This window comes from Ekhidna sp. (assembly GCF_039940915.1).
Taxonomy (GTDB): domain Bacteria; phylum Bacteroidota; class Bacteroidia; order Cytophagales; family Cyclobacteriaceae; genus Ekhidna.
In genome coordinates, this window is the sequence record NZ_JBDVFO010000003.1 from 679433 (window position 1) to 703789 (window position 24357).

Sequence of the window (24357 nt, forward strand, 5' to 3'; positions counted from 1 at the left end):
GCTAATGTGTAGCTGCCTTTTTAAACTAGTTAGTCCTTCCTTTAAGTTGAAGTACCTTCAGATACCCCTTTGGTATTGTCTGTTGGGTTTCTGTCTATCAGTTTATTTAATGGGTCTACACCTGCAGAAGAGGGCTTCTGATCAACTTCAATCTCCAGCGAGGTTTCATCTCCGGTAAACTTATGTTTCTTCAGATAGATGAGCTTTTCATCTCCATCTTCGCCTGTTGTATAAACCCCCACATCGATCCAATCGCTGATGTCCACTTGTGTAGAGAAGCCCAAGCTGTCAGATTCCATTTTCTTGGTGTTCAGGTCCAGTTTAACGAGATACTTATCGTCAGCTACTTCAGTATAAGTGGCTTCATCTACTTTGTTTTCATACAAGATGATGCGATCAAAGAAATCAGTAATCACGCTTTGCATGCTGTCCTGTGTCACCTCTCGCAGATATCCAATCAGGTCAATTGTGGTTGCGTAGCGACCGTTTCGTTCCAGCGATCCAAATCCCCAATCTGCAATCAATCGTTCCAGAGCAACATTCACACTATCTTCTCCAATGTAATCCTGTAGGGCATACATAATATTGGCACCCTTGCCATAGTGAATGTATGCTTGATTTTCAGCGAGTGCCAACGGCATTTCTTTCTTTTGCTCGGTTGTACGTCCCTGTAAGTATCTATTGAGCTCTTCTTTCAAAAACTCCTTAAGATGCTCTTGAGGATATTGCTGCTTCATCACCATCAGCGCAGAATACTGGGAGAGGGTTTCAGAGAGTACTGCACTTCCTTGAACATTAGCTGGAAACAATTGATGACCCCACCACTGATGTGCAAGCTCATGAGCCGTCACGAAGTAAGTGACATCCACATCATCTTCTTCCTCAATTTTTACCATGAAACCAATGGCTTCTGAGAATGGAACAGTATTAGCGAAAGATTGAGCGAATGAGGCATATCTTGGGAATTCCAAAATCCTCATCTGACGATACTGATACGGGCTAAAGTTTTCTGAGAAATATTTGAAGGAATGCTTCATTCCTTTCATCATACTTTCCAGGTTGTACTCGTGTCCTTCGTGATAGTAGATCTCCAGGTTTATGTCTCTATCAGTAGAATCATTCAATGCAATGGACGTTTGGTCCTGTACTTTCGTGTATCGTGCAGATACTATGTTGAAGAAAGGCATCATGTCCTGATCCATTTTATAATGGAAATAGCGTCTGCCATTTTCTTCCCACTCCATTTGCAAATATCCCGGCGCAATGGCAATCTGATCTGGCACTGTGCCAACGACGATTTCAAAGTCAATACCGTGTGAATCGTCACTGATGAAGTTTTGACCCAATCCAATCTGATTGTCACGTTGCATCATGCGCTCTTTAGGCTCTAGATCATTGTCTTTTCTGTCATCGTCGCTTGCCAATTCATTGCCCGAACCGTACCCAATGCTAGGGAAACTGGTGTTGTTTAAAAATGTGCCATTAAAAACAATGCTTGTGTTTGACCCTGACTCTTTGAATCCTACAGTATTGTAGGCAAACTTGAAGTTGAGTTCTAGTGAATCACCAGGCAGCAGTGGCTCATCTAATTCGTGTATATAATACCTATACTCATTGTAATTTTCTGCGATAGTAGTAGATCTGCTAAAGGTCACAGTTTCATAGGTGAGATCCTCATCCAGCCCTAACTGTAAGTGGATGCTACTAATGGGCCCATCCTCATAGTTTTTGAGTGTGTAGGTACCTTCCATGCTGTAATCTCTATCGTATGGATAAAGCTCAGCTTTGACATCCATTCTGGTTATTTTAGGCTGAGCGATGAACTCATATTTTTTGAGTGCGCGCTCATAATCTGCCTGCAAAGCTTCTTGTTCATCTGAGTTCCTATAGGTGTTCTCAATATTGGTGTTATAGAAAATGTAACAACCTGACATTAGGAAGGTTAAAAACGTGGTGATGATCAGTGTGAGTATCGGTCTAGATAACCTCATTTTACCCACATGCCATCTCCATTTCATTGCTGCTTCAGAGCCTCGCACAGCGAATACCACTGCCACCCCGAAAAGGAAAATACTGAATGCCATCCAATACACATCAAACCAGGAGAAACTCTTTACAAAATGCCCATATCCATTCATTTCTGAGTAGGTCCCTAAACTAGCACTGCCAAACTGGAACAGACTGTGCTCCAATCCTAGTAGGTCCATCACTCCAGTAGCAATAAAGAATACAATCACTACGGCATGTCCAAGGAATTTATTGTTGACCATCACCTGGACAAAGAATGCCAACAGCGAGAATAAAATCACAAAAGAGGTAGTCTCCGAGAACATCGTAGAGAAATATACAGGTAGGTCAAACTTATAGTATCCTTTGAAAGCTTGAATTACAACACCAGACCCAATAAGTAGGAGGTTAAGTATTACAAAAACCAACTGTAATCCCAGAAACTTGCTGATGAGGCAGATGAAATCAGGCATGGGTAATGCATCTTGAATGAGATTGATTTTCACATCTCGCTCTCGCCACACCAATTCTCCAGAGTAGAATACCAGTATAATCAAAAAGAATAGTCCGAATGCACCTGTTATTAATTCCACCATCAGATAGGTGGTAGGGTAGGTGTATGTGCCAAATACTCTTCCTAAGAAAAAGGAGTTAACAATCATTATGAAGAACCCAAATAGAACGATTGCCCTAAATGGGATGCCTCCAGTTACTGTTTTGAAGTAAAACCAGGTTTGCTTCCTCAATTGTAAAAGGTATGTTCGAAATCCGAAATTGAAGTTGACGGAAGGAATGATAACATCTGTTTTTGAGGCGCTTTCTTCTTTTGCAGTCTTCTTCTTGAACCATGATTTCCTCACTACATTGAAACTGAATGAGAAGTATCCAACAAGCAAGGTCACGATTCCCACCCCCATCCACATCAATCTGTTCCACATGACAACCCCGGTAAATGGAACGACCATGTTATTTTGTTCGGCGACAGTCCAGTATTGAATGCTGTTTCGAATAGTTCGTATTGCAAATGGATCGATTAAAGCTGCGATGGATCTATTGTCTACTTCTCTGGTCAAAATAATGGCTATCTGATATACTGCAAAGAGCAAAATCCATTGTGCATAAACGGTTACCATTTTTCTTGAAAGTGCACCTGTGATGAAGAAAAGTGCACTTGAAAAGAAAAGGTTAGGGATAACAATGGTTAGAAATGGATGCAGGTAGTTATATAGGTTGAAGGAGAGCATTTTATCCTTATCGGGATTGAAAAACTCACCAAGCATAAATCCCAGCATCATGCCTCCAAATACAAATAACACAACAAGGAATGACCCTAAGAAACGCCCGACTAAATAGTCAAACTTGGTAATTGGAGTAGTGAATAGCATGGACTCTGTATTGTGCTCAAAGTCTCTTAAAACAGCTACTCCCATTATTGCCGAAGTGATCATCATCATGATCCCTGATAAGATTGCCATCATATTCGCGATGGTAGTCGGTGAATTTTCCTTCACCAGACCTGATCCTCCACCTACCTGAATAATATCAGTACTCATAGTCAATACGGCCATGAGAAATAGAATCGCGAAGTAGACGTAAGTAGCAGGTCTTTTTTTGCGGTACTGAAGTTCGAATTTTAATATTTTAAACCACATGATTGTATTCTTTTAGTTGGAGATTACGCTGGCACAGCTTCTGTTTGAGAGGTAAGAATATGAGAGAAATACACATCTTCCAGGTCAGCTTCTACACTTTCAAATGATGAGTCTGGGCTAGCATCTGCTAAGACATGGATTTCTGGCTTTCCGGCAATCAATCGATCAGAAATCACCGTGTACTTGCCCTTGTACTCTTCCAATTCTGCCTTCTCTACTTTTTTTCTCCACACTTTTCCTTGAATCTCATTCAAGGCATTCGTTGGACTTCCTTGGTAGAGTACGCTTCCTTGATTGATGATGGCCATGTTAGTACAAAGCTCTTTCACATCATCAACAATGTGTGTACTCAATATCACCACAGTGTTTTCTCCTAATTCACTCAATAGATTTAGGAATCGGTTTCTTTCGGCGGGATCAAGGCCTGCTGTGGGTTCATCTACGATGATGAGCTTAGGGTTAGATAGCAATGCCTGAGCAATTCCGAATCGTTGCTTCATCCCACCTGAGTAGCCCCCCAGGTTTTTCTTTCGCGCTTGCCACAGATTTGTCTTGTGAAGGAGGCTTTCTACGAGTTCTTTTCGCTCCTTGTTGTTGGCAACTCCTTTTAAAACTGCCAGGTGATCCAATAGCACTTCGGCGCTTATTTTTGGGTATACGCCAAACTCCTGAGGTAAGTACCCCAAGATCTTTCTTACTTCATCTTTTTCTTTGAGCACATTCAGATCGCCTAGAATGATGCTTCCTGTATCGGGTTCCTGAAGGGTAGCGATGGTTCTCATCAAGCTTGATTTACCTGCACCATTGGGGCCTAAGAGACCAAACATGCCGGTTGGGATGTCTAGCGAGACGTCATTAAGCGCGCGGACACCATTTGAGTAAGTCTTTGAAAGGTTTTTGATAAGTAGATTCATAGGATAGCGTTTTTATTCTGATAATAGGATGCACGAAGCACTCGATAGGTATCAATTTATTTTATCAAATTGATAATTGGAGCATTTATATGATAAATGGCTGTAAAGGGGAGGGCAATAGCTTTTATCATCCCAGGGTGAGTGTGAATTAACTAAGCATCAGTTAGTTATAAATAGTGTTAAATAAGAATCTTTAATCCTGGTAATGTTATTTACTCAGAACGTACAGTTTAATATTCTCGGAACTATCTGGAAGTTTTGTGTATCCTGAGTGAACAAATCCCAGTTTTCAAGTACCCGGCAGGAACCAATATTTTCATCATTTGTGATGGCACTTACATAGGCTAGCCGATACTTCTCAAATGCAAGCTTGACCATGGTTTTCGCACCTTCGGAAGCATAGCCTTTTCCTTCATGCATGGCGCGGAAGGCATATCCAACATCAATGCCTTCCGCGCCATCACGGTCGTGGAGGCTGCACGTACCAACAGCTACGCCGGTCTCTTTCTCGATCATGACATGGTTTACAAATCCCTTTTTGGTTAAATCGGGATGCATACGTTCGTTCATGTATCTAAGTGCATCTATTTCCGAATAAACACCTCGATCGCCAATCATTTGATGTCACTTCGAGGTGTTCATAAGCTTTTGTAGAAATCCAGCAACTTCTGGAGTAATGTGCCTTAGGAGCAGTCGTTCCGTTTCCATGTTACTATTCTTCCAATATTACTGCTGGTAAGTTTAGTTGCTTATACAAATTATTGAAGGCTTTCAATTCCACATCGATCAGCTGTTCTCTACGCTCAGCATATGATTGCCACGCTACTTTCAGGTCTTCGTAGCGGTCCTTGGCTCCAGTGGTTACACGAGGGTCTGCAACATCGATGAAGCTTTTAAGACTCATCAGCTGCGTGTTGAGTTTGTTTTCAAAGTTGATTACATCCTGAAAGGTTTTTTGCTTCGGTTGAATCAATTCATTTTCCCACTTTTCAATCTTAGCAACCAATGCCTTAGCCGTATCCAGTAGATCTTTTGCTTCTTCATTTTCTTTTAGCAATTTCTGATATCCATTGAGTTGTTTTTTGGCTGAACGCATTGTGTTAACACTTTCATGCATATCCTTGATCATTAACTCTATGGATGTCAGCATATTCTGCTGTTCAGTCCAGACCGTTTCAGGATATTCTTGTCCGGGAACCTGTAAAACATTCACTGCAATGTTGATGGTATCGTTTTCTCCACTCAAACGAATACCATATATTCCTGGCGACACTCTTGAGCCTGTATAATCACCGAAGGCAAATACTCCATCGACAGCAGGCAAGGTCTCTCGCTTAAAATCCCAGGTAAAACGGTTGACTCCTTTTTTTGCCGGAAGCAATGAAGAGGTAGGAGGGCCACCTTGCCAGGTCTTGAATTCTTCATCCTTCTGGTTTGAATATTCCCTAATAACATCCTCACCATCTAGAATTTCTATTTTCAGCATGATGCTATCTGGAAGTTCATCAGATAGAAAATAATCGAATGTGACCCCTGATGGTGGGTTCTTACCGGCATCCAGTGGAGCACTTCCTGCAAGAATCCGGTACTGGTTTTCCTTTGCGTAAAGGCCACCAAATATCTTTCCTTGTCCGGCAGTCTGCTGAATGGCACTCAAATCATCCAAGATCCAAAAAGACCTGCCGGCAGTAGCTGCGATTAAGTCATTTTGCCGAATGGTTAAATCATTGATAGGCACCAGCGGAAGGTTTAGCTGAAACTTAGCCCAGTTGCTGCCGTCATCATCTGAGATATACAGTCCAGTTTCTGTTCCAGCATATAGCAAACCTTTGACTTTAGTATCTTCTCTGATTACCCGAACGAATCCATTGGAATCATCCAAACCATTCGTGATTTTGGACCAACTTACTCCATAGTCATTGGTCTTGTAGGCCAGTGGCGTTAGGTCGTTGAACTTGTATCTCATCACTGCGATATAAGCAGTAGCCGGATCGTGGGGAGAAACCTCTATTGAGTTAATGATTCCTTCTTCCAGGCCCTTTGGTGTTACGTTCGTCCAATTCTTGCCACCATTTTTGGTAATATGTACTAACCCATCATCAGAGCCAGCCCATAGAACTCCTTTTTCATGAGGTGACTCCACCAAATACATTAGTGTGTTGTAGTTTTCTCCACCAGCAGCTTCATTGGTATAAGGCCCTCCGCCAGGACCCTGCCTGGTGGTATCGTTTCTCGTGAGGTCCGGAGAGATGGTTTCCCAGTTTTGACCGCCATCGGTTGTTTTGAAAACGACATTACCAGCGTGGTAAATTGTATTTGGATCATGGGGCGATGTGATGATTGGTGCATTCCAGTTGAATCGATATTTGAAGTCTTTGGGAATGCCACTGAGTCGTTCCTCAGGATATTGCATGATTGGCTTTCCTTCGTCTGTCGCCTTTACCCATCGCTCGATGATGCCTTGGTAGCAGCCGCCATAGATTACTTCGGGTTTTTCGGGATCAAATGCCAAATAGGCACTTTCACATCCAGCCACCGAATACCAGTCTTTCCAGCCAATGCCCCAGCTGTTGGTTCGGCTAGGAACGGCAATAGCTGAGTTGTCTTGTTGGCCACCATACACATTGTAAGGAACCTGATTGTCGGTGATGACTCTGTAGAATTGTGCAGTGGCTTGATTTTGTTGTGTTGACCAGGACTTGCCACCATTTAGTGATACATTGCCGCCACCATCATTGGAGTTGATCATCCACTTGTTATTAGTAGGGTTGATCCAAAGATGATGATTGTCACCATGTGGGGTAGACATATTCTGAAAGCTTTTGCCACCATCTATTGACTTCATTGCTGGTGCATTAAGTACATAAACTTTGTTTTCATCCTGCGGATCAGCAAAGACCTCCATATAATACCACGAACGTGTAATCAATACTCGATTGCTATTGATCTGGCTCCACTTCTTTCCTGCATCGTCTGAGCGGTAAAGCCCGGATTTGCTTCCCTCTGCCTCGACTATTGCAAACACACGATTAGCATTTGCTCTTGATACAGAGATGCCGGCTTTCCCAAATTCTTCGGGAAGTCCTTCTTCCATCTTTTCCCAATTTTCGCCTGCATCTACAGACTTGTACAATCCGGAATTGGGTCCTCCAGAGGATACGGTCCATGGATAGCGCTGATGTTGCCACATAGCCGCATAGAGAATCCGCGGATTATTCATATCCATGGATAGGGATGATGCTCCAGAATTATCTGCAACGAAGAGCACTTTTCTCCAGGTCGATCCTCCATCGGTAGATTTGTAAATACCACGGTCAGGTGTCGGTCCATAGAGTGCCCCTTGCACCGCCACATAAACCACATTCGGATTGGATGGATGGATGACTACATCGGAGATGTGCATGGATTTTTCTAAACCTATATGTGCCCAGGTTTTACCCGCATCGGTACTCTTGTATATGCCATCTCCACTTGAAGTCATAACCCCACGAACGGCATGTTCGCCCATGCCTGCATAGATCACATTAGGATCTGATTCTGAGACGGCTATAGCTCCAACAGTTCCAGTATTTAACTGCCCGTCTGAAATGTTTTTCCAAGTAATACCTGCATCATTGGTTTTCCAGATACCTCCACCTGTTGTTCCCATATAGTAGGTCATGGGATCCGATACAACCCCAGTAGAAGCGACACTTCTACCCCCACGAGTAGGACCAATGTTTCGCCACTTCATTCCTTCGTAAAGCGAAGCGTCTAGTCCAGAAGGCTCTGATTTTTTTTTCTTTTTCTGAGCATCTACTGCGAGAATCGAGCAGCAGCTTAAAAGGATAATTAGTAATTTTTTCATGGTGTAGGTTAAGTTGTTTTTAGAATCCAGGTAAAATCATCACTGCATTTTGCATCATTCGTGATGGCCCCAACCAAAACATCCGATACTGGGTGTTGTCTATTAAGTAGACGATTTTCCCCTGACCCAAACTGGCCACACCAGCAAATGCTTGTCCAGCTATGTGATCTAAATTCTCATTTGAAGCATAGCCTGCAACGAGTAGCTTGGATGGGTCTTTATGGTAATATCCTACTGTCTGAAACTTGTCTGAAGGTTTTAATACATCAGTCCCAAACCTCAATGAATACAGCGTTGATTTGAGACCAAAGGCAAGTGGGTGTGTGGTGTCAATGGAGGAGTTTATCGCTGAACCGGGAACTCTTCGCTTACCAAAATAATCTTCTCTATCGGCATATTTCAGGTAGCTTCTTTCATCGCTGCTGTCCTTAGGAGACTTTTTCATTTCTACTTCCACGATTTTGGAGTTTTCTTTTGTGAAGAATGGTGCTGCACTTTCGGTCGCGATGAGTGTTCCACCGTTTTGCACCCATGCTTTTATTAGCTCTTGTTGTTTCTCACCAAAGAGTGCCTTTAAAGTTGCTCCGCCACCAGGTAGGATGAGTACGTCATAATCTTTCAGGTCAGCACCTCCGAACCTAAACCCTTGCTTCGGTAGGCTTGTTTGTTCCAGTGCAGTGGTTCTGATTCGCTCAATAGGTAACTCAGTGATCCAGTCAAAGAGGAAGTAGATTTGACCACCGGTATAAGAGCTGAATGGTGGATCTACCATCATCGCAATTTTTGGTTGTTTAACAGGTCGGTTACCTGAGTTGGCCAGGTCCTGACCGCTTAGCATTCTTCCGGAATTGAAACCGACAATTTTTACGCCTGCTTCTTTAGCTATTGCCACTATATCACGATCTATGGAAGCAGCTTTCTCACGATTTCTTCCTTTCAAGACAATCAAAGATCCGGCAGGGAAGCTTATATTCCCATCACTAAATGGCTCTTCAGCTGAGCGCACGTTGTATTTTTTAGCCCAAAGTTTGGCGAGTGCTTTTGGCGCATCTCTTTGTGACCAGTCAACGACATAGGCATAGCGAGCTTCTGGATTTATTACTTCTCCATTCGAAGCAAGCATTTCACTCACCTCCATCATATCCGCAGAAAAAGAACCGCTGGTAGACCATGCATCCAGATTGTAAGCAATTGGAGCTGACCAGGTGGCCATATCATACATGACAGAATCTTCAATGGCCATGTTTCGCTCCATGATGCTGTTGATGAAAAGTGTGCGAGGCTGATCTGCAGGGACGATGAAAGTCCCTTTAGTCAACGTTTTTTTGGATATGGATCCTGTTCTATAATCCTTTGCACTGCTTACTTGAAAGTTACTGTTCGCTTGATATACCTTCACTCCATTTCGTTTAAGCACATTCACTACTTCATTGGCATACATGTCCTGACCAGAGAAGAAATAGGCTTTGGTGTTGGTTTTGCTATTCGAAGGTTTCCAGGCATCATAGCTGTACTTTAGTAGGGATTGTCGATTCTCAGCCGAAGCTTTGATCGTCGCAATCGAAGTGGTGTAATGATCGAATATACGCTGGCGTAGTGTAAGGTTGTAGCCGTCATTTGTTTCCACGATTCGTCCACCTGCGGAATGACCGCCCTGTTCTGTCAGCATACCAATGGCACCCATTACACTCGGCCAGCTGGATCCATATCCGGGGTAGAAGAAGTCAAAAGCATCACGGGTAAAGTAATTGATCTGGTGTTTGTCAAATTGAGCGACATTGGCATCACCGAAAACTTTAGACCATGACTCATAAGAGTTTGGAAGAAGCTTATTTCTTGGAGTAGTGCCCGGCATGGTGAAGTAGTTGGAGTTATATCCTTGCTCGTGGTAGTCTACATGGACTTGTGGCATCCATTTTTGGTATTCGTCCGTGTGGCCTCTGGATTCAGGATGTACGCCCCAAATCCAATCTCTATTTAAATCAAACCAATAGTGATTGGTCCTTCCTCCAGGCCATCCTTCAAAGTGTTCCAAGTCTCTTGGTTCCACACCTGGTCGTTTGATACGTTTCATTGATTTGTACCAGTACACATATCGATCTCTTCCATCGGGATTGATACAGATGTACATAATGATCACAGAATTCTTTAGTACATCCATCGTTCCAGAATCTGTGGCTGCAGCCATTCGGTAGGCTACTTGCATCGCTGCTTCCGAGGAAGAAGCTTCATTGCCATGAATGTTGTAAGAGAATGAAGTGAAAACGGGTTGATCATCTAGAATAGTTTGTGCTTCAGCGGAAGTAGCATCGAGTAATTTTAAATGTGTTGCCTGAATCTGATCGATGTTTTGGATGTTTTCTTCTGATGAAATAACAAGATTGATTAGCGGTCGATCTTCGTAGGTCTTGCCGTATTCATTGTAAAGCACTCTTGGTGATTCTTTAGCCAGCTGCTTATAATAGGAAACAATATGCGCATATCCGGTAAAATTCTCACCCAGCTCATAACCTAGAAAATCTTCGGGTGAGCTGATAGATGAGTTGTTTGGTAAGTCAGGTTCGAACGAAAAACGCTTGTTATCTACAACCTGTGGTTGCGCTATAGCAATGGAAAGGACGCCTGAAAGCAGGAGTGAGGTGAGTATTCTCTTCATGATCTTTTAGGTTTTAAGAAAGATCATGAAGATACTAACACCACACGACTTAAAATTTATGATTGCCCTTGAGAAGTATAAAAATATGATGGGCGGTGAGGAAGGCTACTCATTCCTGATAACCTCAGTTGGATTAAGTCTGATAACTCTAAGTGATTGTATTGCCACAAGGAGCAAAATAATGGCAGCCGTGAGTATGAGATTGACAGGGAAAATCTCGTAGGGGACGTTGATTCGGTAGGCAAACCCCGACAGCCAGTAGTCCATTATCCAAAAGCTCAGCGGCCATGCAATGACATTAGAAATAAGGGCAATCCAGATAAACTCTGTAGAGAGTGTTCTGATTATTTGAGTGCCATTGGCGCCAAATATTTTTCTAAGTCCGATCTCTCGAAATCTCCTGATTGTATTGAAGGTGGAGAGACCGAGAATACCTATTGCAGCAATAATGATGGCAGTGATCATGGCAAAAATGGATAAACTGCTGATGACTTTTTCTTCCCGATAGAGTTTTGCATACTCCTCATCCAGAATTTTTGATTTCATCGTGAAAAAGGGCTCAAACTGATCGTACTTTTCTTCAATATAAGCGATGGACTCAGAAGGCTTGTTTTGGTCATATCGGATGTAAAAGGTTCCAGTGTTTTCTGGCTTTACTTGATATATGATGGTGGGAATTAATGATTCATGCAGTGATTGACTGTTGAAATCTGGAATGATACCAACAATCCTGCACTTCTGTCCATAGATTTGAATGTGCTGACCAATAGGGTTTGTCAGGTTCATACGTTCAAGTGCTGTCTCTGTAAGAATTATTTGTTCAGAGGTGTCAGATGGATTGAAATATGTTCCTTCTATGATGTCCAATTCAAAAACTCTCAAGAGTCCATTTTCTGCTCCAATGGGCTTGAATTGAGTTTTTTCATCAGGGTCTTTGCCGCCCCAGGATACTCTATCGGTAATTCTACTTGCAGCTATCATATTTGCATTACAGGCGCCAATTTCACTCACTAAAGGACTCTGTTTCAGTTCATCTACAAAGGCTTTGTAATTTCTAATGTGACTGAAGGTGGGCTCCATCACCAAAATACCTTTCCTATCATATCCGGTACTTAGGTTTTGCAGATAGTCAAGTTGCATGTAGAATACACTCGTTAGCAGAATAATTACACCAGAAATACTGATCTGAGTGATCGTTAACCATCTTCTGATGTTTCGTTTGCCTCCGCCTTTGAAAGGTATATTTTTCAATACACTTATTGGATTGAACCTTGACAATACCAAGGCAGGATAGATTCCAGAAAGAAGTGTAGTCACCAGGATGATGGTCAACACTTTTATGATGAATGCTTTATTTAGAATGAATTGAATCTCTTCATCAATAAGTTGATTTAAGTACGGCACAAACAAGTAGGCTACGAGCAATGCCACAGTGGAAGAAATGATAACTTTTAATAATGTTTCTATCAAAAACTGGAAGTGAAGAGACCTTTTACTAGCTCCATTGACTTTTCTTACACCAATTTCTTTGCCACGAAGTGAGGATTGAGCGGTAGTTAAATTGATAAAATTGACCATTGACATTGCCAGAATAAATATTGCGAACAGACCAATTATTCGAACATAGGAGGCAAGCCCGCCAGAAGCTTTCCCGTTTTTGAAGTTACTGAATAAATGAGCTTTAGTCAGCGGGTGCAAAATGACACTTTGGTTTTCATATTTATCCGAGATCGGCAGGGAGTTAATTTGCTCCTCTACCAACTGAGCATCATTGTTTTTTAAACTCATATAAGTGATGAAGGAATATTGTTTCATGTTTTCTTCCTTTTGCCCCCAGAGGGAGTAAGCAAGCTGAAGTGGTGCGATAAATTCGAATTGAAGAGAGGAAGTAGGAGGTACGTCTTTGTAAACGGCAGATATAGTGACCTTAAAATGATTATCGACTAGATACTCCATGCCAACAGGGTTAACATCTCCGTATAGTTTTTTTGCCACAGATTCTGACAAAGCAATACTTGTCGGGTTTGTCAGTGGACTTAATTCGCCACTAAGTATCTCAAAATCAAATATTTTAAAAAATGAAGAGTCTGCAAAGATCCCTTTGCTATAAACACACGGTTTGTTTTCATCTACTTTAAAACACTGTTCTGATGGCCATCTCCAATTTGAAATAATTCGCGTAACATGCTCAATATCGGAGATGCTTTGTTTTGCCTGTTCGGTCACCTCAAGAATAGCTCCCGTTGAGGTCTGTGTTTCTCCACTGCTGTAGCTATTGGTCATAACCTTGTAAATGCGATCTTTTTTGACATGAAATTGATCAAAGCTTTGATGGTAGTTTACCCACGTCATCGCCAGGAATACGACGATTAGTCCAAATGATAACCCAAGCATATTGATTGAGTGATGAACCGGTTTCCTTATTAGCTGACGAGAGAATGTCTTCAATGTATTTTTTAACATGGCTAAATGGTTGAGTGTAGTTGAGTTTCTTTTTAGTGCAAATGGTCGAATGAAATTGATTGTATTGATCCAGTACTTATAGTTTGATTTCGTCTTACTGTGCTTCTCTCTGTCCAATTGGTATTGCTCGAAAAGGTCACCTCTGATGGGCTCGACCCATTCCTCTTTGCAGAAAAATTCGAGAAATTTATCTGCTAGTCTTGGAGGGGTATGATTGGGCTGATGCCGACTCATAACTTTTTCCAGGCTAGCTCTGGTATTTGATTCCACAGTGTATTTCTGAGCGAGCGATTGTACTCTATTGCTTGCTTTCCGGAAGCTGTAATCTCGTAGAGCTTTTTCCTTCTGCCACCCCTTTCGTGCGTGGCATCAGCAAGGTGCGATTTAAGAAACCCTTTGTCTTCCAATCTGCTAAGCGCAGAATGAATCGCACCAATGGCTGGTGACCTTTTCGTTTGATCTGCTATTTCTTGCTTTATGGCAAGTCCGTATGCATTAGGGTAGAGGACACCTATGATTAATAGTACAAGTTCCTCGAATTCTCCTAGGTGGGTACCTTTCATTTTATATCAATTTTCGTAAATGTAGAATAAATACATTTCCTACAAATACGAAAATTGATAAAAGAGGTTTTATTGCTATTCGTCTTTCAGTGCTTTGGAAGGGTTTGCAATGGCAGCTTTATAAGATTTAGCACTTACCACCAGCCAGGTGAGAGCGAGTATTATTAGCACAGGAAGTGCTAATAAATACCATGAAAGCTCTATTCTGGTAGAATATCCTTGAAGCCAGTCTGTTAACCAATAGAAAGCTGCACCTATACCGATCAAACTACCTGCTAGAACAAGTTTTGTAAAATCTTTAATGATCATGTTTATCAAAGATGAAATGGTAGCTCCCATCACTTTTCTTACCGCAATTTCTTTGTAGCGCTTTTGGAGTACGAAGGTAGTGAGAGCAAATAGCCCTAAGAGCGCTATGAAAATTGCCATACCCGAAAAAGTGGTGAATATCATACCAAATCTTCGTTCGCTTTCGAATTGCAACTGAAAGGTGTCGTCAAGAAATCGAGCTTCGAATGGATAACCTCCAGCTACTTTTGACCATTCTCCCTCTACATCTTCAAATACCTTTTTAAGGTTTTTATTGGAAAACTGTACCAGAATATAGTTTTGATGATAAATTCCAATTTCATAGCTGGGTGAGCCATGTCGGATGATCAGTGCATCCACATTTCTTTTGAGGGAGGAGTAGTTAAAATCTTTAACGAGCCCAATCACGGTATATATTTTATCATCTCGTTTTAGTTTTTTACCTACCGGATCTTCCCATCCCAGTTCTTTTGCGAGTGCTTGATTGACAATGACGCAGGCAGTGTCAGGTACAAAATTTTCTTTGAAAAAGCGACCGTCAAGAAGCTCCATGTTAAATACTTGTTCCGCACCGGGAGCCATGAATACGTTATTTGGACTAAATGACAACCCACTCTGATTAGGTACGGAATACCCATAATCAGGAAAGCCGTAAAATGGAACATTGCTGGATTTACTTACGTGTTTGATGTAAGGGTTTTTCTCCAATTCCGCTTTCAATACATCGTATTTTCCTTCCAACTGGACACCATTTTTTACGACTAAGGTATTGCTTATGTCGATTCCAATATCCTGCGATTGCATATACTCTACTTGGAAATAAATAACCAATGTGATGGCTATGAGAAAGACCGATGTTGCAAATTGGAACGCAACAAGAATGTTTCTGAAGGTCTGTTTTCCAGCTTTAGCGACACCGCCTTTTAATGCCTGTATGGGATTGAACCTAGCCATAATATAGGCTGGATATCCACCTGCAAGAGGACCCACGATGAGCAAAAGAACGGCCAAAACAGCCATGCTTTCGAAAGTGAAAAGGTCAGAACTCACAAAAACTCGTTGAGTTAATTGATTGAAAAGGTTGACGGAGAGTATTGCTAAAATGCATGCAAAGATTACTGAAATGAGCGTGATCAACATGGATTCGGTGAGGAACTGTAAAATGATGTTTTTCTTCTGTGATCCTAAAGATTTCCGGATTCCTACTTCCTTGGATCGAACAGATGAACGTGCGGTAGACAGGTTGATGTAATTGATGCAAGCAATCAGAAGGATGAAAAGTGCAATCAAGCTAAATATCAAAATACTTTCTTGATCTCCTTGAGATCCCATGCTGAAATGGGGCTTTTGGAGATGTATATCCAAAACGGGAACCATGGTGAATGCAAAATTCCTGTTGGGATACTCTTTTTGTAACGCTTCAAAAGACTCATGCCCTGTGTATTCGATGTAATCAGGACCTACTTTTTCAGCATAGAGATCAGCCAAAAGAATGGATACATCACTAGGGTTTGACATTTCTTTTAGTTTGAGATACGTGAAAGTGTTGTTGCCACTCCAATAGTATTTCCCTTCAGGATCGACAGGATTTGCAACAATGTATTCGTAAGGAATATGAGTGTTTTTAGGAGGATCAGCAACAATGCCAACTACTTTGAATTGATCCCCATCAATTTCAATAACCTGATCCATTGCAGCAACGTCAGCAAAAAATTTAGCAGCCAGGGTCTCTGTGAGAATTACATGATCTGGTTCTGTCAAAGCATATTCCAAACTTCCTTGAAGCAGTTGAATATCAAATACTTTAAGAAAATTTTCATCAACCCATAAACCACCATCCTGGAGTATTCCTTGATCACCAACCTCCAAAAACGATTCAGATAGTCCGTTTAATTTGGTCGCAGCTTCAGTTTGAGGTATTTCTGCCTGAATGGTTTGTGCAAGTAGTGTAGGTGTCCAACTTCCATTGTCACCGTTGGCTACTCGATACATTCTGTCTACATCGGGGTAGAAGTTGTCATAGCTTTTCTCATGGAAAATGTACATGGAAATAAGCAGTGCAGAAGCGATGGCCACCGCCAGTCCTGAAATATTGATTGCAGTGTAGCTTTTCTGCTTTATTAATGTCCTTATGGCAACTTTTAAATAGTTTTTGATCATGGCAAGAGTTGTTAGTTGTTCGAAATCGTCTAGTCCTTTTAAATATCTTAATCTGAAAAACCGTATCGTATTCAATCCGAAGTGAAACTTGGCTTTTCGTGTTTCACCCTCTCTTTGAAAGAGCTCATATAAATCCCCTTCAATCTGTTCCAGGTATCTTTCTTTGTAGAAAAACTGAAGAAAACGCAATGCCCATTTTGGTGGTGAGTGTTTCTTCATGTATATCCTAAAATCGTTTTTGGAATTTGCTTAAATAGTTCATTTCGTGTTTCATGAACATAAGTGATAGCTTTTGATCCCTCAGCAGTGATTCTGAAAAGACGTTTGCGTCTGCCGCCCCGTTCAGCGCTGGCTCCTCCCATGTAAGAAGACACAAATTCTTTCTTTTCCAAACGGTCAAGTACAGTATGTACAGCACTTATATTCACTTTTCTTCCGATCTGATCCTGGATTTCATCCATCACTTTCACACCGTAAGCCTCTTCATTGAGTATTCCGACGATCATGAGCACCAGCTCCTCCAGCTCTCCCAATTGATATGATTTGGTTTTCATAGTTCTGGCTTGCTATTGATTTTTTTCATAAATGTAAATCAAATCAATACAAGATTGAAGTCTTATTTCTTTTATAGATGTAAATGAAATGTGAAGGTTGCACGAAATGCAAAAAAAAATGTGGCATTCCCCTTTTAAAGATGGAATGCCACAAAGCTTGCAGGCCGCTAAGCAAAGGAGCTTCTATGATTTAGCTTCTTTTAAAATTGATCAATGAAATAGTTGATAATGTCCGTAGTGGTAATTATCCCTACCAGTTTTTCATTTTCAACAACAGGAAGCGCATGAAACTCTCGCTTGGCAAAAACTTCCGCGGCGTCCTTTATGGTATCATGTGGGTTCACAGTTTCGGGGCTGTGCTTCATTACCTGATTAATGGATAGCATATCAAATATTGCTTCGTCTGATCCTGCCTGCTCATTCCCAAAAGTATTTCCGAAACTGATTCTTAGTATATCTGTTTGACTCAGAATCCCGATCAATTTCTCACCAGACACCACCGGGATATGCCGAATGTGATGCTTGTTAAACAAGTCATTGGCCTCCTTAAGTGAATGTGTAATATTTACTGTTTGAACGTCTTTAGTCATTACGTTCTCTACTTTTTCTCTTTTTTTCATAATTGTATTTGTTAAATCAGTTTAATCACTACTAGCCGCTGCCCGATGAAACCGGCTGGCAATTTCCGGATCAGGATCCAACGAAATGTTTGCCAAATCTTTTCCTTCATAGTTCAGATGATTCAGTACATACCGGATAGTTTCTAGACGTGCTTTCTTTTTATTATTGGCCTCTATAATGATCCAGGGGCTGTAAGACATATGGGTACGGGAAAACATTTCTTTTTTGTATTTGGTGTAGTCATCCCAGTGCTCCTGAGCCTTTTCATCAATTGGGCTGAGTTTCCATTGTTTGAGAGGGTCATCTTTCCGTGAATCAAATCGCTTTTTCTGCTCGGCCTTGGAAATTGATAGCCAGAATTTGATAATTTCTACTCCATCCTCATAAAGCATATGTTCAAATTCGGGAACCTGAAGTAGGAAAGTCCGGTACTCGTCCTCAGTACAAAAGCCCATCACCGGCTCTACCACAGCCCGGTTGTACCAGCTTCTATCATAGAAAGTAATCTCTCCAGGATTGGGAAGAGTGTTCACATATCGTTGGAAATACCATTGCCCTTTTTCTACCTCTGTGGGTTTGCTCAATGCCACCACTCGCATCGCACGAGGATTGAGGTGTTCAATGAACCTTCTGATGTTTCCGCCCTTGCCCGCAGCATCACGCCCTTCAAAAATGATGGCTACTCTGCGATTCTTTAAATGAACATCTCTTTGAAGCTTTACAAGTTCTATTTGTAACTGCTTGAGTTCATGCTCATAATTGAGCGAAAACATTAATTTCTCAATGTCATGATTTTTTTCTTTGAGAATTCTCTTAATTCCCTGGGCAGAATTTATTCGCTGTAAATCTTCTGCCGTAAGGTCGAGTTTTGCTGTCTCGCTATTTTTATCCGTCATCGCCTTATCATTGATTAATACAACCAAGATATGGATGGGCAATAGTGCTGGGAAGGATAAACATCACCTGCACCTTTGATTAAAATCAATGAAATCAATTTCGTGTTATTGATCGAGGGATTTCGCTCTTGGGCCCATCTCAATCACTTCAAGATTTTTGATTTCACCATTAACTAAATCGAATCGTAGCAGTGTTTTGATTTTGTGAAAGCCATGTTTTCCTGCTGCCCCAGGATTCATGAATAGTAGGTTGTTGACCTTATCGGGCATTACTTTCAAAATGTGGGAATGACCACATACCAACAGTTTGGGATGGTATTTTTTTACATAAGAGAGCACCTTTTTATTATACTTTGGAGGTTTATTGGCTATATGAGTGATCAGAATACGAACTCCTGATCTTTCAAATACCTCTCCTTCCTGGCATTCTTGTCGCAGTGCACCTCCATCAATGTTGCCCCACACAGCGATTGTTGGTTTAAATTTTTTCAGTTCCTCCAACACGTCCATGGTGCCAATATCTCCTGCATGCCAGATTTCATCTACCCCTTCAAAATACTTGAATATTTTAGGATCCAAATAACCGTGCGTGTCAGATAGGAGACCGATCTTCATTTTTGATATCTTTGTAGTGAAACTAATTCAGGGTGCTTACCCGTTTCATAGTTATGAGAGCACTAAAATATTTATTTGTTTCTTCAATTCTTTTGGGACTTTCATCTTTCGATATTCCCAAAACAGAAGAAGTAAAGTGGTTAACATTTGAGGAGGCCATTGCACTCCATGAAAATAATCCTAAAAAACTGTTAATTGATTTGTATACAGATTGGTGTGGATGGTGCAAAGTGATGGACAGAAATACCTACGGTAAAAATGAGATTGCCAAGTACATCAATGAAAATTTCTATGCTGTAAAATTCAATGCTGAGCAGAAAGAGTCTGTTGAGTTCAGGGGACATACCTTCAATTTTGTTTCACAGGGAAGGAGAGGAGTTCATGAGTTAGCCGCGGCATTGACAAGAAACCAGCTAAGCTATCCTACGACAGTCTTTATGGATGAGGACCTTCGAATCATACAACCCATTGCTGGCTATCTGAAACCCGAGCAGATGGAACCCATCCTTTTATATATCGGTGGCAGTCATTACACAACTACTGAGTGGGAGGAATTTAAGAAAAACAATAAAACCTCGCTCTAGCTGCAACCTTTCTGTTTTTTCTAAATCTATAGTGTTAGATTATGAGGGTAAAACTCACCTAACTTTAAAATAGAAAAGACATGAAAAAATCATTTTTAGTAACAATACTTGGAATTCTTGTAGCAGGAGCAACATTTGCTCAGTCTGAGGAAACAAGAAACTTGGGGTCATTTTCGGAAGTATCCGCGCACGAAGGAATTGATGTTTATCTGAAAGAAGGAAATAAGGAGGAGGCTCGCATTGTCTCAGATAGTCACGATTTAGACGAGGTATTGACAGAGATCAGTGGCGATCGGCTAAAGATTCACTTAGAAGGAAATAATCATAGAAACATTGATGTAAAAGTCTATGTGACTTATAAGTCCATCAATAGTATTTCATCTTCATCAGCGTCTTCCATTACATCGGAGGGAACCATTGATGCCAATGGATCAGATTTTGAGGTTGATGTATCAAGTGCCGGAGATATTGATGTGAGCATCGAAAATGCAGACGAAGTATCAATTGATGCTTCCAGCGCTGGAGATGCACGATTGAAAGTACAAGCCAATGAAATTGAAGCAGATGTTGCCAGTGCAGGCGATATTGAAGTAGAAGGAAAAGTAAAGAAACAAGATATAGATGCTAGCAGCTCAGGTGATTACGATGCTTACGATGTTGAAAGTGAAGAGGCTTATGCTTCTGCTAGCAGTGGAGCATCGATTAGGGTAAATGTAAGTTCTAAACTCGATGCAAGAGCTAGCAGTGCCGGCTCCATAAAATACAAAGGAAGTCCAAAATACCTGGATGCCAACTCTAGCAGCGGAGGTTCTGTAAGGAAATACTAGGAATCTAGTGAAAACAAAAAAAGGCCTGCATACTTTTGTGCAGGCCTTTTTTGTTTTCAACCTTACATGAAAAAACTACCATTCCTTTTTGTTTTTTTCTTTTGCCTTACTGGATGCGAATCCTCTGAGGAACGGACGCAAAGATTTTTCCACATGGGAAACAAAGCGCTTAGTGATGGAGCGCTTGATCAAGCCATAGAATTTTACAATCAATCGCTGAAAGAAACGCCCAACTATGCTGCCGCTTTGAATAACAGGGGTGTGGCAAGAATAGAATCAAATCATCCATATGAAGCAATATTGGATTACAATGCTGCAATTAAAATTGAACCGGAATACCTCGATGCACTATTTAATCGAGCGTATGCATATGAAGAAATTGGACAGTTTAAAAATGCCTTAAAAGATGTAAATAGTATTCAGGATATAAGGCCAGACTCCGCATTTGTTTATTTCTACAAAGGCCTGGTACATACGAAGATGCGGGATTATGAGGATGCGCTTATAAATTTTAACATAGCGGATAGCTTGAATCCTTCGAATCCAGAGACCATGATAAACATGGCCACCATCTACTACTTCCAGCAGAAGTATGAAACCGCAGAAGGTTTGGTGGGTGAAGCACTCACTTTGAGTTCGGAAGATGCAAACGCATTTAGCCTTTTGAGCTTAATAGAGCTTCAGAGGGAGAATTATGCATCTGCCCTGGCAGAAATCAACCGAGCATTAGATGTTGTTCCTGGAGAACCATATTTCTTGAACAATAGAGGGTTTATTTATTTGGAAATGGATAGCCTTGATGCTGCTATTGAAGACATCAATAGAAGCATTGTTATAAATCCAAAAAATGGATGGGCCTATCGAAATAAAGGAATCTACCTCTCAAAAAAAGGGGATGATAGTGGAGCGATAAGATTGCTCAATAGAGCAATACAGTCCAACGAGTTCATAGATGAGGTGTATTTCTACCTAGGCGATGCACACGAAAATATGGGTGATTTGTCTTCCGCATGCGAGTCGTGGAAAAAAGGAGCAGAACTAAATGAACACTCCAGCCAGAGGAAGGTTGATCAAAAGTGTGACTGATTCTTTTTAAAAAGCAACTGAAATAGCGACACGGTATGGCTAAAGAAAATAGCCGGAACTATGAAAGTTGGGAGCAGTACGTATGGAAAATAAAATATTCCTAAGTTGGCTACCTGACCGCCTGACGGAGTAAAAAAGTAGGGCATATACCCAATAGCCAACTGCACAATATGTATAAGCAAACCCAAAGCGACAACATTCCAAATAATTGCTCCAATTCTGTTTTTACTCGCTCCAACAAGAAAGACAGCAGCGAAAGGTGCTGATATGCCGGAAATGATATCCAGGTTCACGCCTTCAAACGTCATGTCCATTGGCATAGCTCTTGAAACAGCTAGCCACCAAATCACCATTTCTACAGGTACACGAACGATGTGTATGTAGTGAAGCGTGGTGATGGGCATATTAAGAAGTACAGTGCGTGATTTGCGCCACAAAAAAGCAATGACAATAGCGGCCAAAGGCACACCTGCCATTAAGGGAAGTCTGGGTACACCAGATAGGTTTGTGAAATACCCGTTCAAAGTTTGAACACTCACAAAAAATATCCAACCAACAAGTAAGACGATGACCAGAGTGGTAGTAATGTTTTTCTTCTTAGAAGTGGCAGCACTGATGGAGTAATACAAGAAGCCAAGTACTGCTATTACAATAGCAATAAAGGTAGCAGCAACGTAACTTGGCACATCTTCCATTGAGGTGATTAGGGATGGTAGTTCAATATAATTATAAAAGCGAAATGAACAAGTCATGCTTAATTTGCATCTAAATGAATTTCGATGAACTGACCAGATTCTTGGAGAAGCGTGTGCAATTATCCATGCCAGGAGAAAGTGCGCACCAAATAATGAAGCCCAAATTGCCCAATGGTGCTCCTTTGAAGATGAGGCATGAGGTTCCACCTCGCAAGGGGGGAGTGCTCATTTTATTGTATGAGGATCAGGGGTTGATACACTTCCCGCTTATTCAAAGACCAAATTATGATGGCATTCACAGTGGCCAAATGGCGCTTCCTGGGGGAAGATTCGAGGAAGAGGATCTCGATCAATATCAGACAGCCCTGCGTGAAACTCATGAGGAAATAGGAGTGCACCATGAGCAGGTGAAAATCATCGGCAACTTGTCAGAGTTTTTTGTGGCTGCCAGTAACTACATGGTTTTGCCAGTGATAGGTAGGATCGATTTTAAACCAAGATTTGTGCCTGAACCCAGAGAAGTGCATGACATTATTACGCCACCAATCACTGATTTGATCGATCCTAACAAACTCAAAGAAAAGGAGATCACTGTAAAAAATGGCTTCAAAATGCAATGCCCATACTTTGATTTAGAAGGACGCACGGTTTGGGGAGCCACAGCAATGATGTTAAGTGAAATGGTTCAAATTCTCAATGAATTTCCAGATAAGTAATAGTTCCATCATTAAAAGATAACTTTCAATTTCCAGTTGAATGATGTGCAGATCTTACTTTTGAATCATGGAAGCATTCGAGCGAGAATACCAGGATGAGTGCTCTGATTTTGATGATAGGTTGGAGCTGGAAGAGCTTTGCATTCAAGAGAAAGAAGAAGAATCAGAGCCATTAAAGGAGGAAGATTTGTTTTATCGACATCTGGAAGAATACTAATCCAAAATAATCCTTACATCATACTAATCTATTTACTAATTTTGCAGCGGCAAACGGGTACGACCAGCTCCTGTTTAATCCCCCAGGACCTGACGGTAGCAAGGGTAGACGGTTGTAGCGGTGCGATGCTTCGTTTGCCATTTTTAACTTCCTAAACGGATGAAATGTCCACCTTTCAATTTGTTTACGACATATTAAGATGCGAGAAGTCTCTTTCATTTATGAAGTCGCGTTATCTTATCTCGGACATTCCACGTGCCAACCTTTTAAAACAAAAAACACATGAAATTTTTCATCGATACCGCAAACCTTGACGAAATACGAGAGGCTCAGGATTTGGGCGTGCTTGATGGTGTAACTACCAATCCTTCACTGATGGCTAAAGAAGGCATCACTGGAGAAGCAAATATTTTGAAGCACTACAAAGACATTTGTGACATTGTAGATGACAATGTGAGTGCAGAAGTAATAGCCACGGAGTACGATAAAATGGTCATTGAAGGCAAAGAGTTGGCAAAGATTGATGACAAGATCGTGGTGAAGATTCCTATGATAAAAGACGGAGTGAAAACAATCTCTGCTTTGTCCGCGGAAGGAATCAGAACAAACTGCACCCTGATTTTTAATGCTGGACAGGCAATTCTTGCTGCTAAAGCAGGAGCGAGCTATGTTTCTCCATTTATCGGACGTTTGGATGATATTTCAATGGATGGACTTGCCTTGATAGAGCAAATAGTTGGCATTTATGATAATTATGGATTTGAAACAGAGGTATTGGCCGCTTCAATTCGTCATAACATGCATTTGATTCAATGTGCCGAAATAGGTGCCGATGTTGCTACATGTCCGCTGAGCGTCATAACCGGTTTGCTGAAGCATCCGTTAACAGATTCAGGACTTGAAAAGTTTCTAGCAGACTACCAAAAAACGAACAAATAATTTAATTCCTAGTTGATGATGGAAGCCCTAGATTTA

The 24357-nt window shown here is 41.3% G+C and carries 19 protein-coding genes; 6 read left to right on the top strand and 13 right to left on the bottom strand.

Annotated features, from left to right (window positions below):
- Positions 1 to 41: 41 nt before the first annotated feature.
- The 12 genes from ABJF57_RS18065 to ABJF57_RS18120 form a co-directional block, all read right to left on the bottom strand.
- On the bottom strand, positions 42 to 3659 hold the full coding sequence (locus ABJF57_RS18065; protein ID WP_462232741.1) for an ABC transporter permease/M1 family aminopeptidase: 3618 nt from the start codon (positions 3657 to 3659) through the stop codon (positions 42 to 44).
- A gap of 23 nt (positions 3660 to 3682) precedes the next feature.
- On the bottom strand, positions 3683 to 4573 hold the full coding sequence (locus tag ABJF57_RS18070) for an ABC transporter ATP-binding protein (protein WP_462232742.1): 891 nt from the start codon (positions 4571 to 4573) through the stop codon (positions 3683 to 3685).
- Positions 4574 to 4789: 216 nt separating this feature from the next.
- Positions 4790 to 5191 carry a GNAT family N-acetyltransferase gene (locus ABJF57_RS18075; RefSeq protein ID WP_462232743.1) on the bottom strand — a complete coding sequence of 134 codons (402 nt, stop codon included), beginning with the start codon at positions 5189 to 5191 and terminating at the stop codon, positions 4790 to 4792.
- A gap of 94 nt (positions 5192 to 5285) precedes the next feature.
- Positions 5286 to 8420 carry a WD40/YVTN/BNR-like repeat-containing protein gene (locus ABJF57_RS18080; RefSeq protein WP_462232744.1) on the bottom strand — a complete coding sequence of 1045 codons (3135 nt, stop codon included), beginning with the start codon at positions 8418 to 8420 and terminating at the stop codon, positions 5286 to 5288.
- 19 nt (positions 8421 to 8439) lie between these two features.
- Complete coding sequence (locus ABJF57_RS18085) at positions 8440 to 11076, bottom strand: M14 family metallopeptidase (RefSeq protein WP_462232745.1); 2637 nt, start codon at positions 11074 to 11076, stop codon at positions 8440 to 8442.
- Positions 11077 to 11181: 105 nt separating this feature from the next.
- On the bottom strand, positions 11182 to 13773 hold the full coding sequence (locus ABJF57_RS18090) for an ABC transporter permease (protein ID WP_462232746.1): 2592 nt from the start codon (positions 13771 to 13773) through the stop codon (positions 11182 to 11184).
- Positions 13770 to 14102: a PadR family transcriptional regulator gene (locus tag ABJF57_RS18095; protein WP_462232747.1), complete on the bottom strand. Its 333-nt coding sequence runs from the start codon at positions 14100 to 14102 to the stop codon at positions 13770 to 13772. The genes ABJF57_RS18090 and ABJF57_RS18095 overlap by 4 nt, the downstream gene beginning before the upstream one ends.
- A gap of 75 nt (positions 14103 to 14177) precedes the next feature.
- Complete coding sequence (locus ABJF57_RS18100; RefSeq protein WP_462232748.1) at positions 14178 to 16790, bottom strand: ABC transporter permease; 2613 nt, start codon at positions 16788 to 16790, stop codon at positions 14178 to 14180.
- The gene (locus ABJF57_RS18105) at positions 16787 to 17125 is read right to left on the bottom strand and encodes a PadR family transcriptional regulator (protein ID WP_462232749.1); all 339 of its coding nucleotides are present in this window, start codon (positions 17123 to 17125) and stop codon (positions 16787 to 16789) included. Before ABJF57_RS18105 ends, ABJF57_RS18100 begins: the two co-directional genes overlap by 4 nt.
- A 200-nt stretch (positions 17126 to 17325) precedes the next feature.
- On the bottom strand, positions 17326 to 17745 hold the full coding sequence (locus ABJF57_RS18110) for a CBS domain-containing protein (protein WP_462232750.1): 420 nt from the start codon (positions 17743 to 17745) through the stop codon (positions 17326 to 17328).
- Between the two features lie 21 nt (positions 17746 to 17766).
- Positions 17767 to 18642 (bottom strand): polyphosphate kinase 2, encoded by an 876-nt coding sequence (gene ppk2, locus ABJF57_RS18115; RefSeq protein WP_462232751.1) that lies wholly within the window; start codon positions 18640 to 18642, stop codon positions 17767 to 17769.
- 105 nt (positions 18643 to 18747) lie between these two features.
- Positions 18748 to 19257, bottom strand: coding sequence for a metallophosphoesterase family protein (locus ABJF57_RS18120; protein ID WP_462232752.1), 510 nt, complete (start codon positions 19255 to 19257; stop codon positions 18748 to 18750).
- Positions 19258 to 19310: 53 nt separating this feature from the next.
- Between ABJF57_RS18120 and ABJF57_RS18125 the strand changes: the two genes are divergently transcribed.
- The 3 genes from ABJF57_RS18125 to ABJF57_RS18135 all read left to right on the top strand — a co-directional run bounded on the left by ABJF57_RS18125 (position 19311) and on the right by ABJF57_RS18135 (position 21754).
- Positions 19311 to 19841 carry a thioredoxin family protein gene (locus ABJF57_RS18125; RefSeq protein ID WP_462232753.1) on the top strand — a complete coding sequence of 177 codons (531 nt, stop codon included), beginning with the start codon at positions 19311 to 19313 and terminating at the stop codon, positions 19839 to 19841.
- Between the two features lie 80 nt (positions 19842 to 19921).
- Positions 19922 to 20668: a head GIN domain-containing protein gene (locus ABJF57_RS18130; protein ID WP_462232754.1), complete on the top strand. Its 747-nt coding sequence runs from the start codon at positions 19922 to 19924 to the stop codon at positions 20666 to 20668.
- A gap of 66 nt (positions 20669 to 20734) precedes the next feature.
- Positions 20735 to 21754 (top strand): tetratricopeptide repeat protein, encoded by a 1020-nt coding sequence (locus tag ABJF57_RS18135; RefSeq protein WP_462232755.1) that lies wholly within the window; start codon positions 20735 to 20737, stop codon positions 21752 to 21754.
- On the opposite strand, the gene ABJF57_RS18140 is transcribed toward ABJF57_RS18135, so the two are convergent.
- Positions 21739 to 22449: a hypothetical protein gene (locus tag ABJF57_RS18140; RefSeq protein ID WP_462232756.1), complete on the bottom strand. Its 711-nt coding sequence runs from the start codon at positions 22447 to 22449 to the stop codon at positions 21739 to 21741. The genes ABJF57_RS18135 and ABJF57_RS18140 overlap by 16 nt on opposite strands.
- Before the next feature lie 74 nt (positions 22450 to 22523).
- On the opposite strand from ABJF57_RS18140, the gene ABJF57_RS18145 reads away from it, so the two are divergent.
- The 3 genes from ABJF57_RS18145 to fsa all read left to right on the top strand — a co-directional run bounded on the left by ABJF57_RS18145 (position 22524) and on the right by fsa (position 24321).
- Positions 22524 to 23165, top strand: a complete 642-nt coding sequence (locus ABJF57_RS18145; RefSeq protein ID WP_462232757.1) for an NUDIX hydrolase — start codon at positions 22524 to 22526, stop codon at positions 23163 to 23165.
- A gap of 67 nt (positions 23166 to 23232) precedes the next feature.
- A complete protein-coding gene (locus ABJF57_RS18150; protein WP_462232758.1) occupies positions 23233 to 23382 on the top strand; it encodes a hypothetical protein in 150 nt (49 codons plus the stop codon).
- Between the two features lie 282 nt (positions 23383 to 23664).
- Positions 23665 to 24321: a fructose-6-phosphate aldolase gene (gene fsa, locus ABJF57_RS18155; protein ID WP_462232759.1), complete on the top strand. Its 657-nt coding sequence runs from the start codon at positions 23665 to 23667 to the stop codon at positions 24319 to 24321.
- Positions 24322 to 24357: the final 36 nt, after the last annotated feature.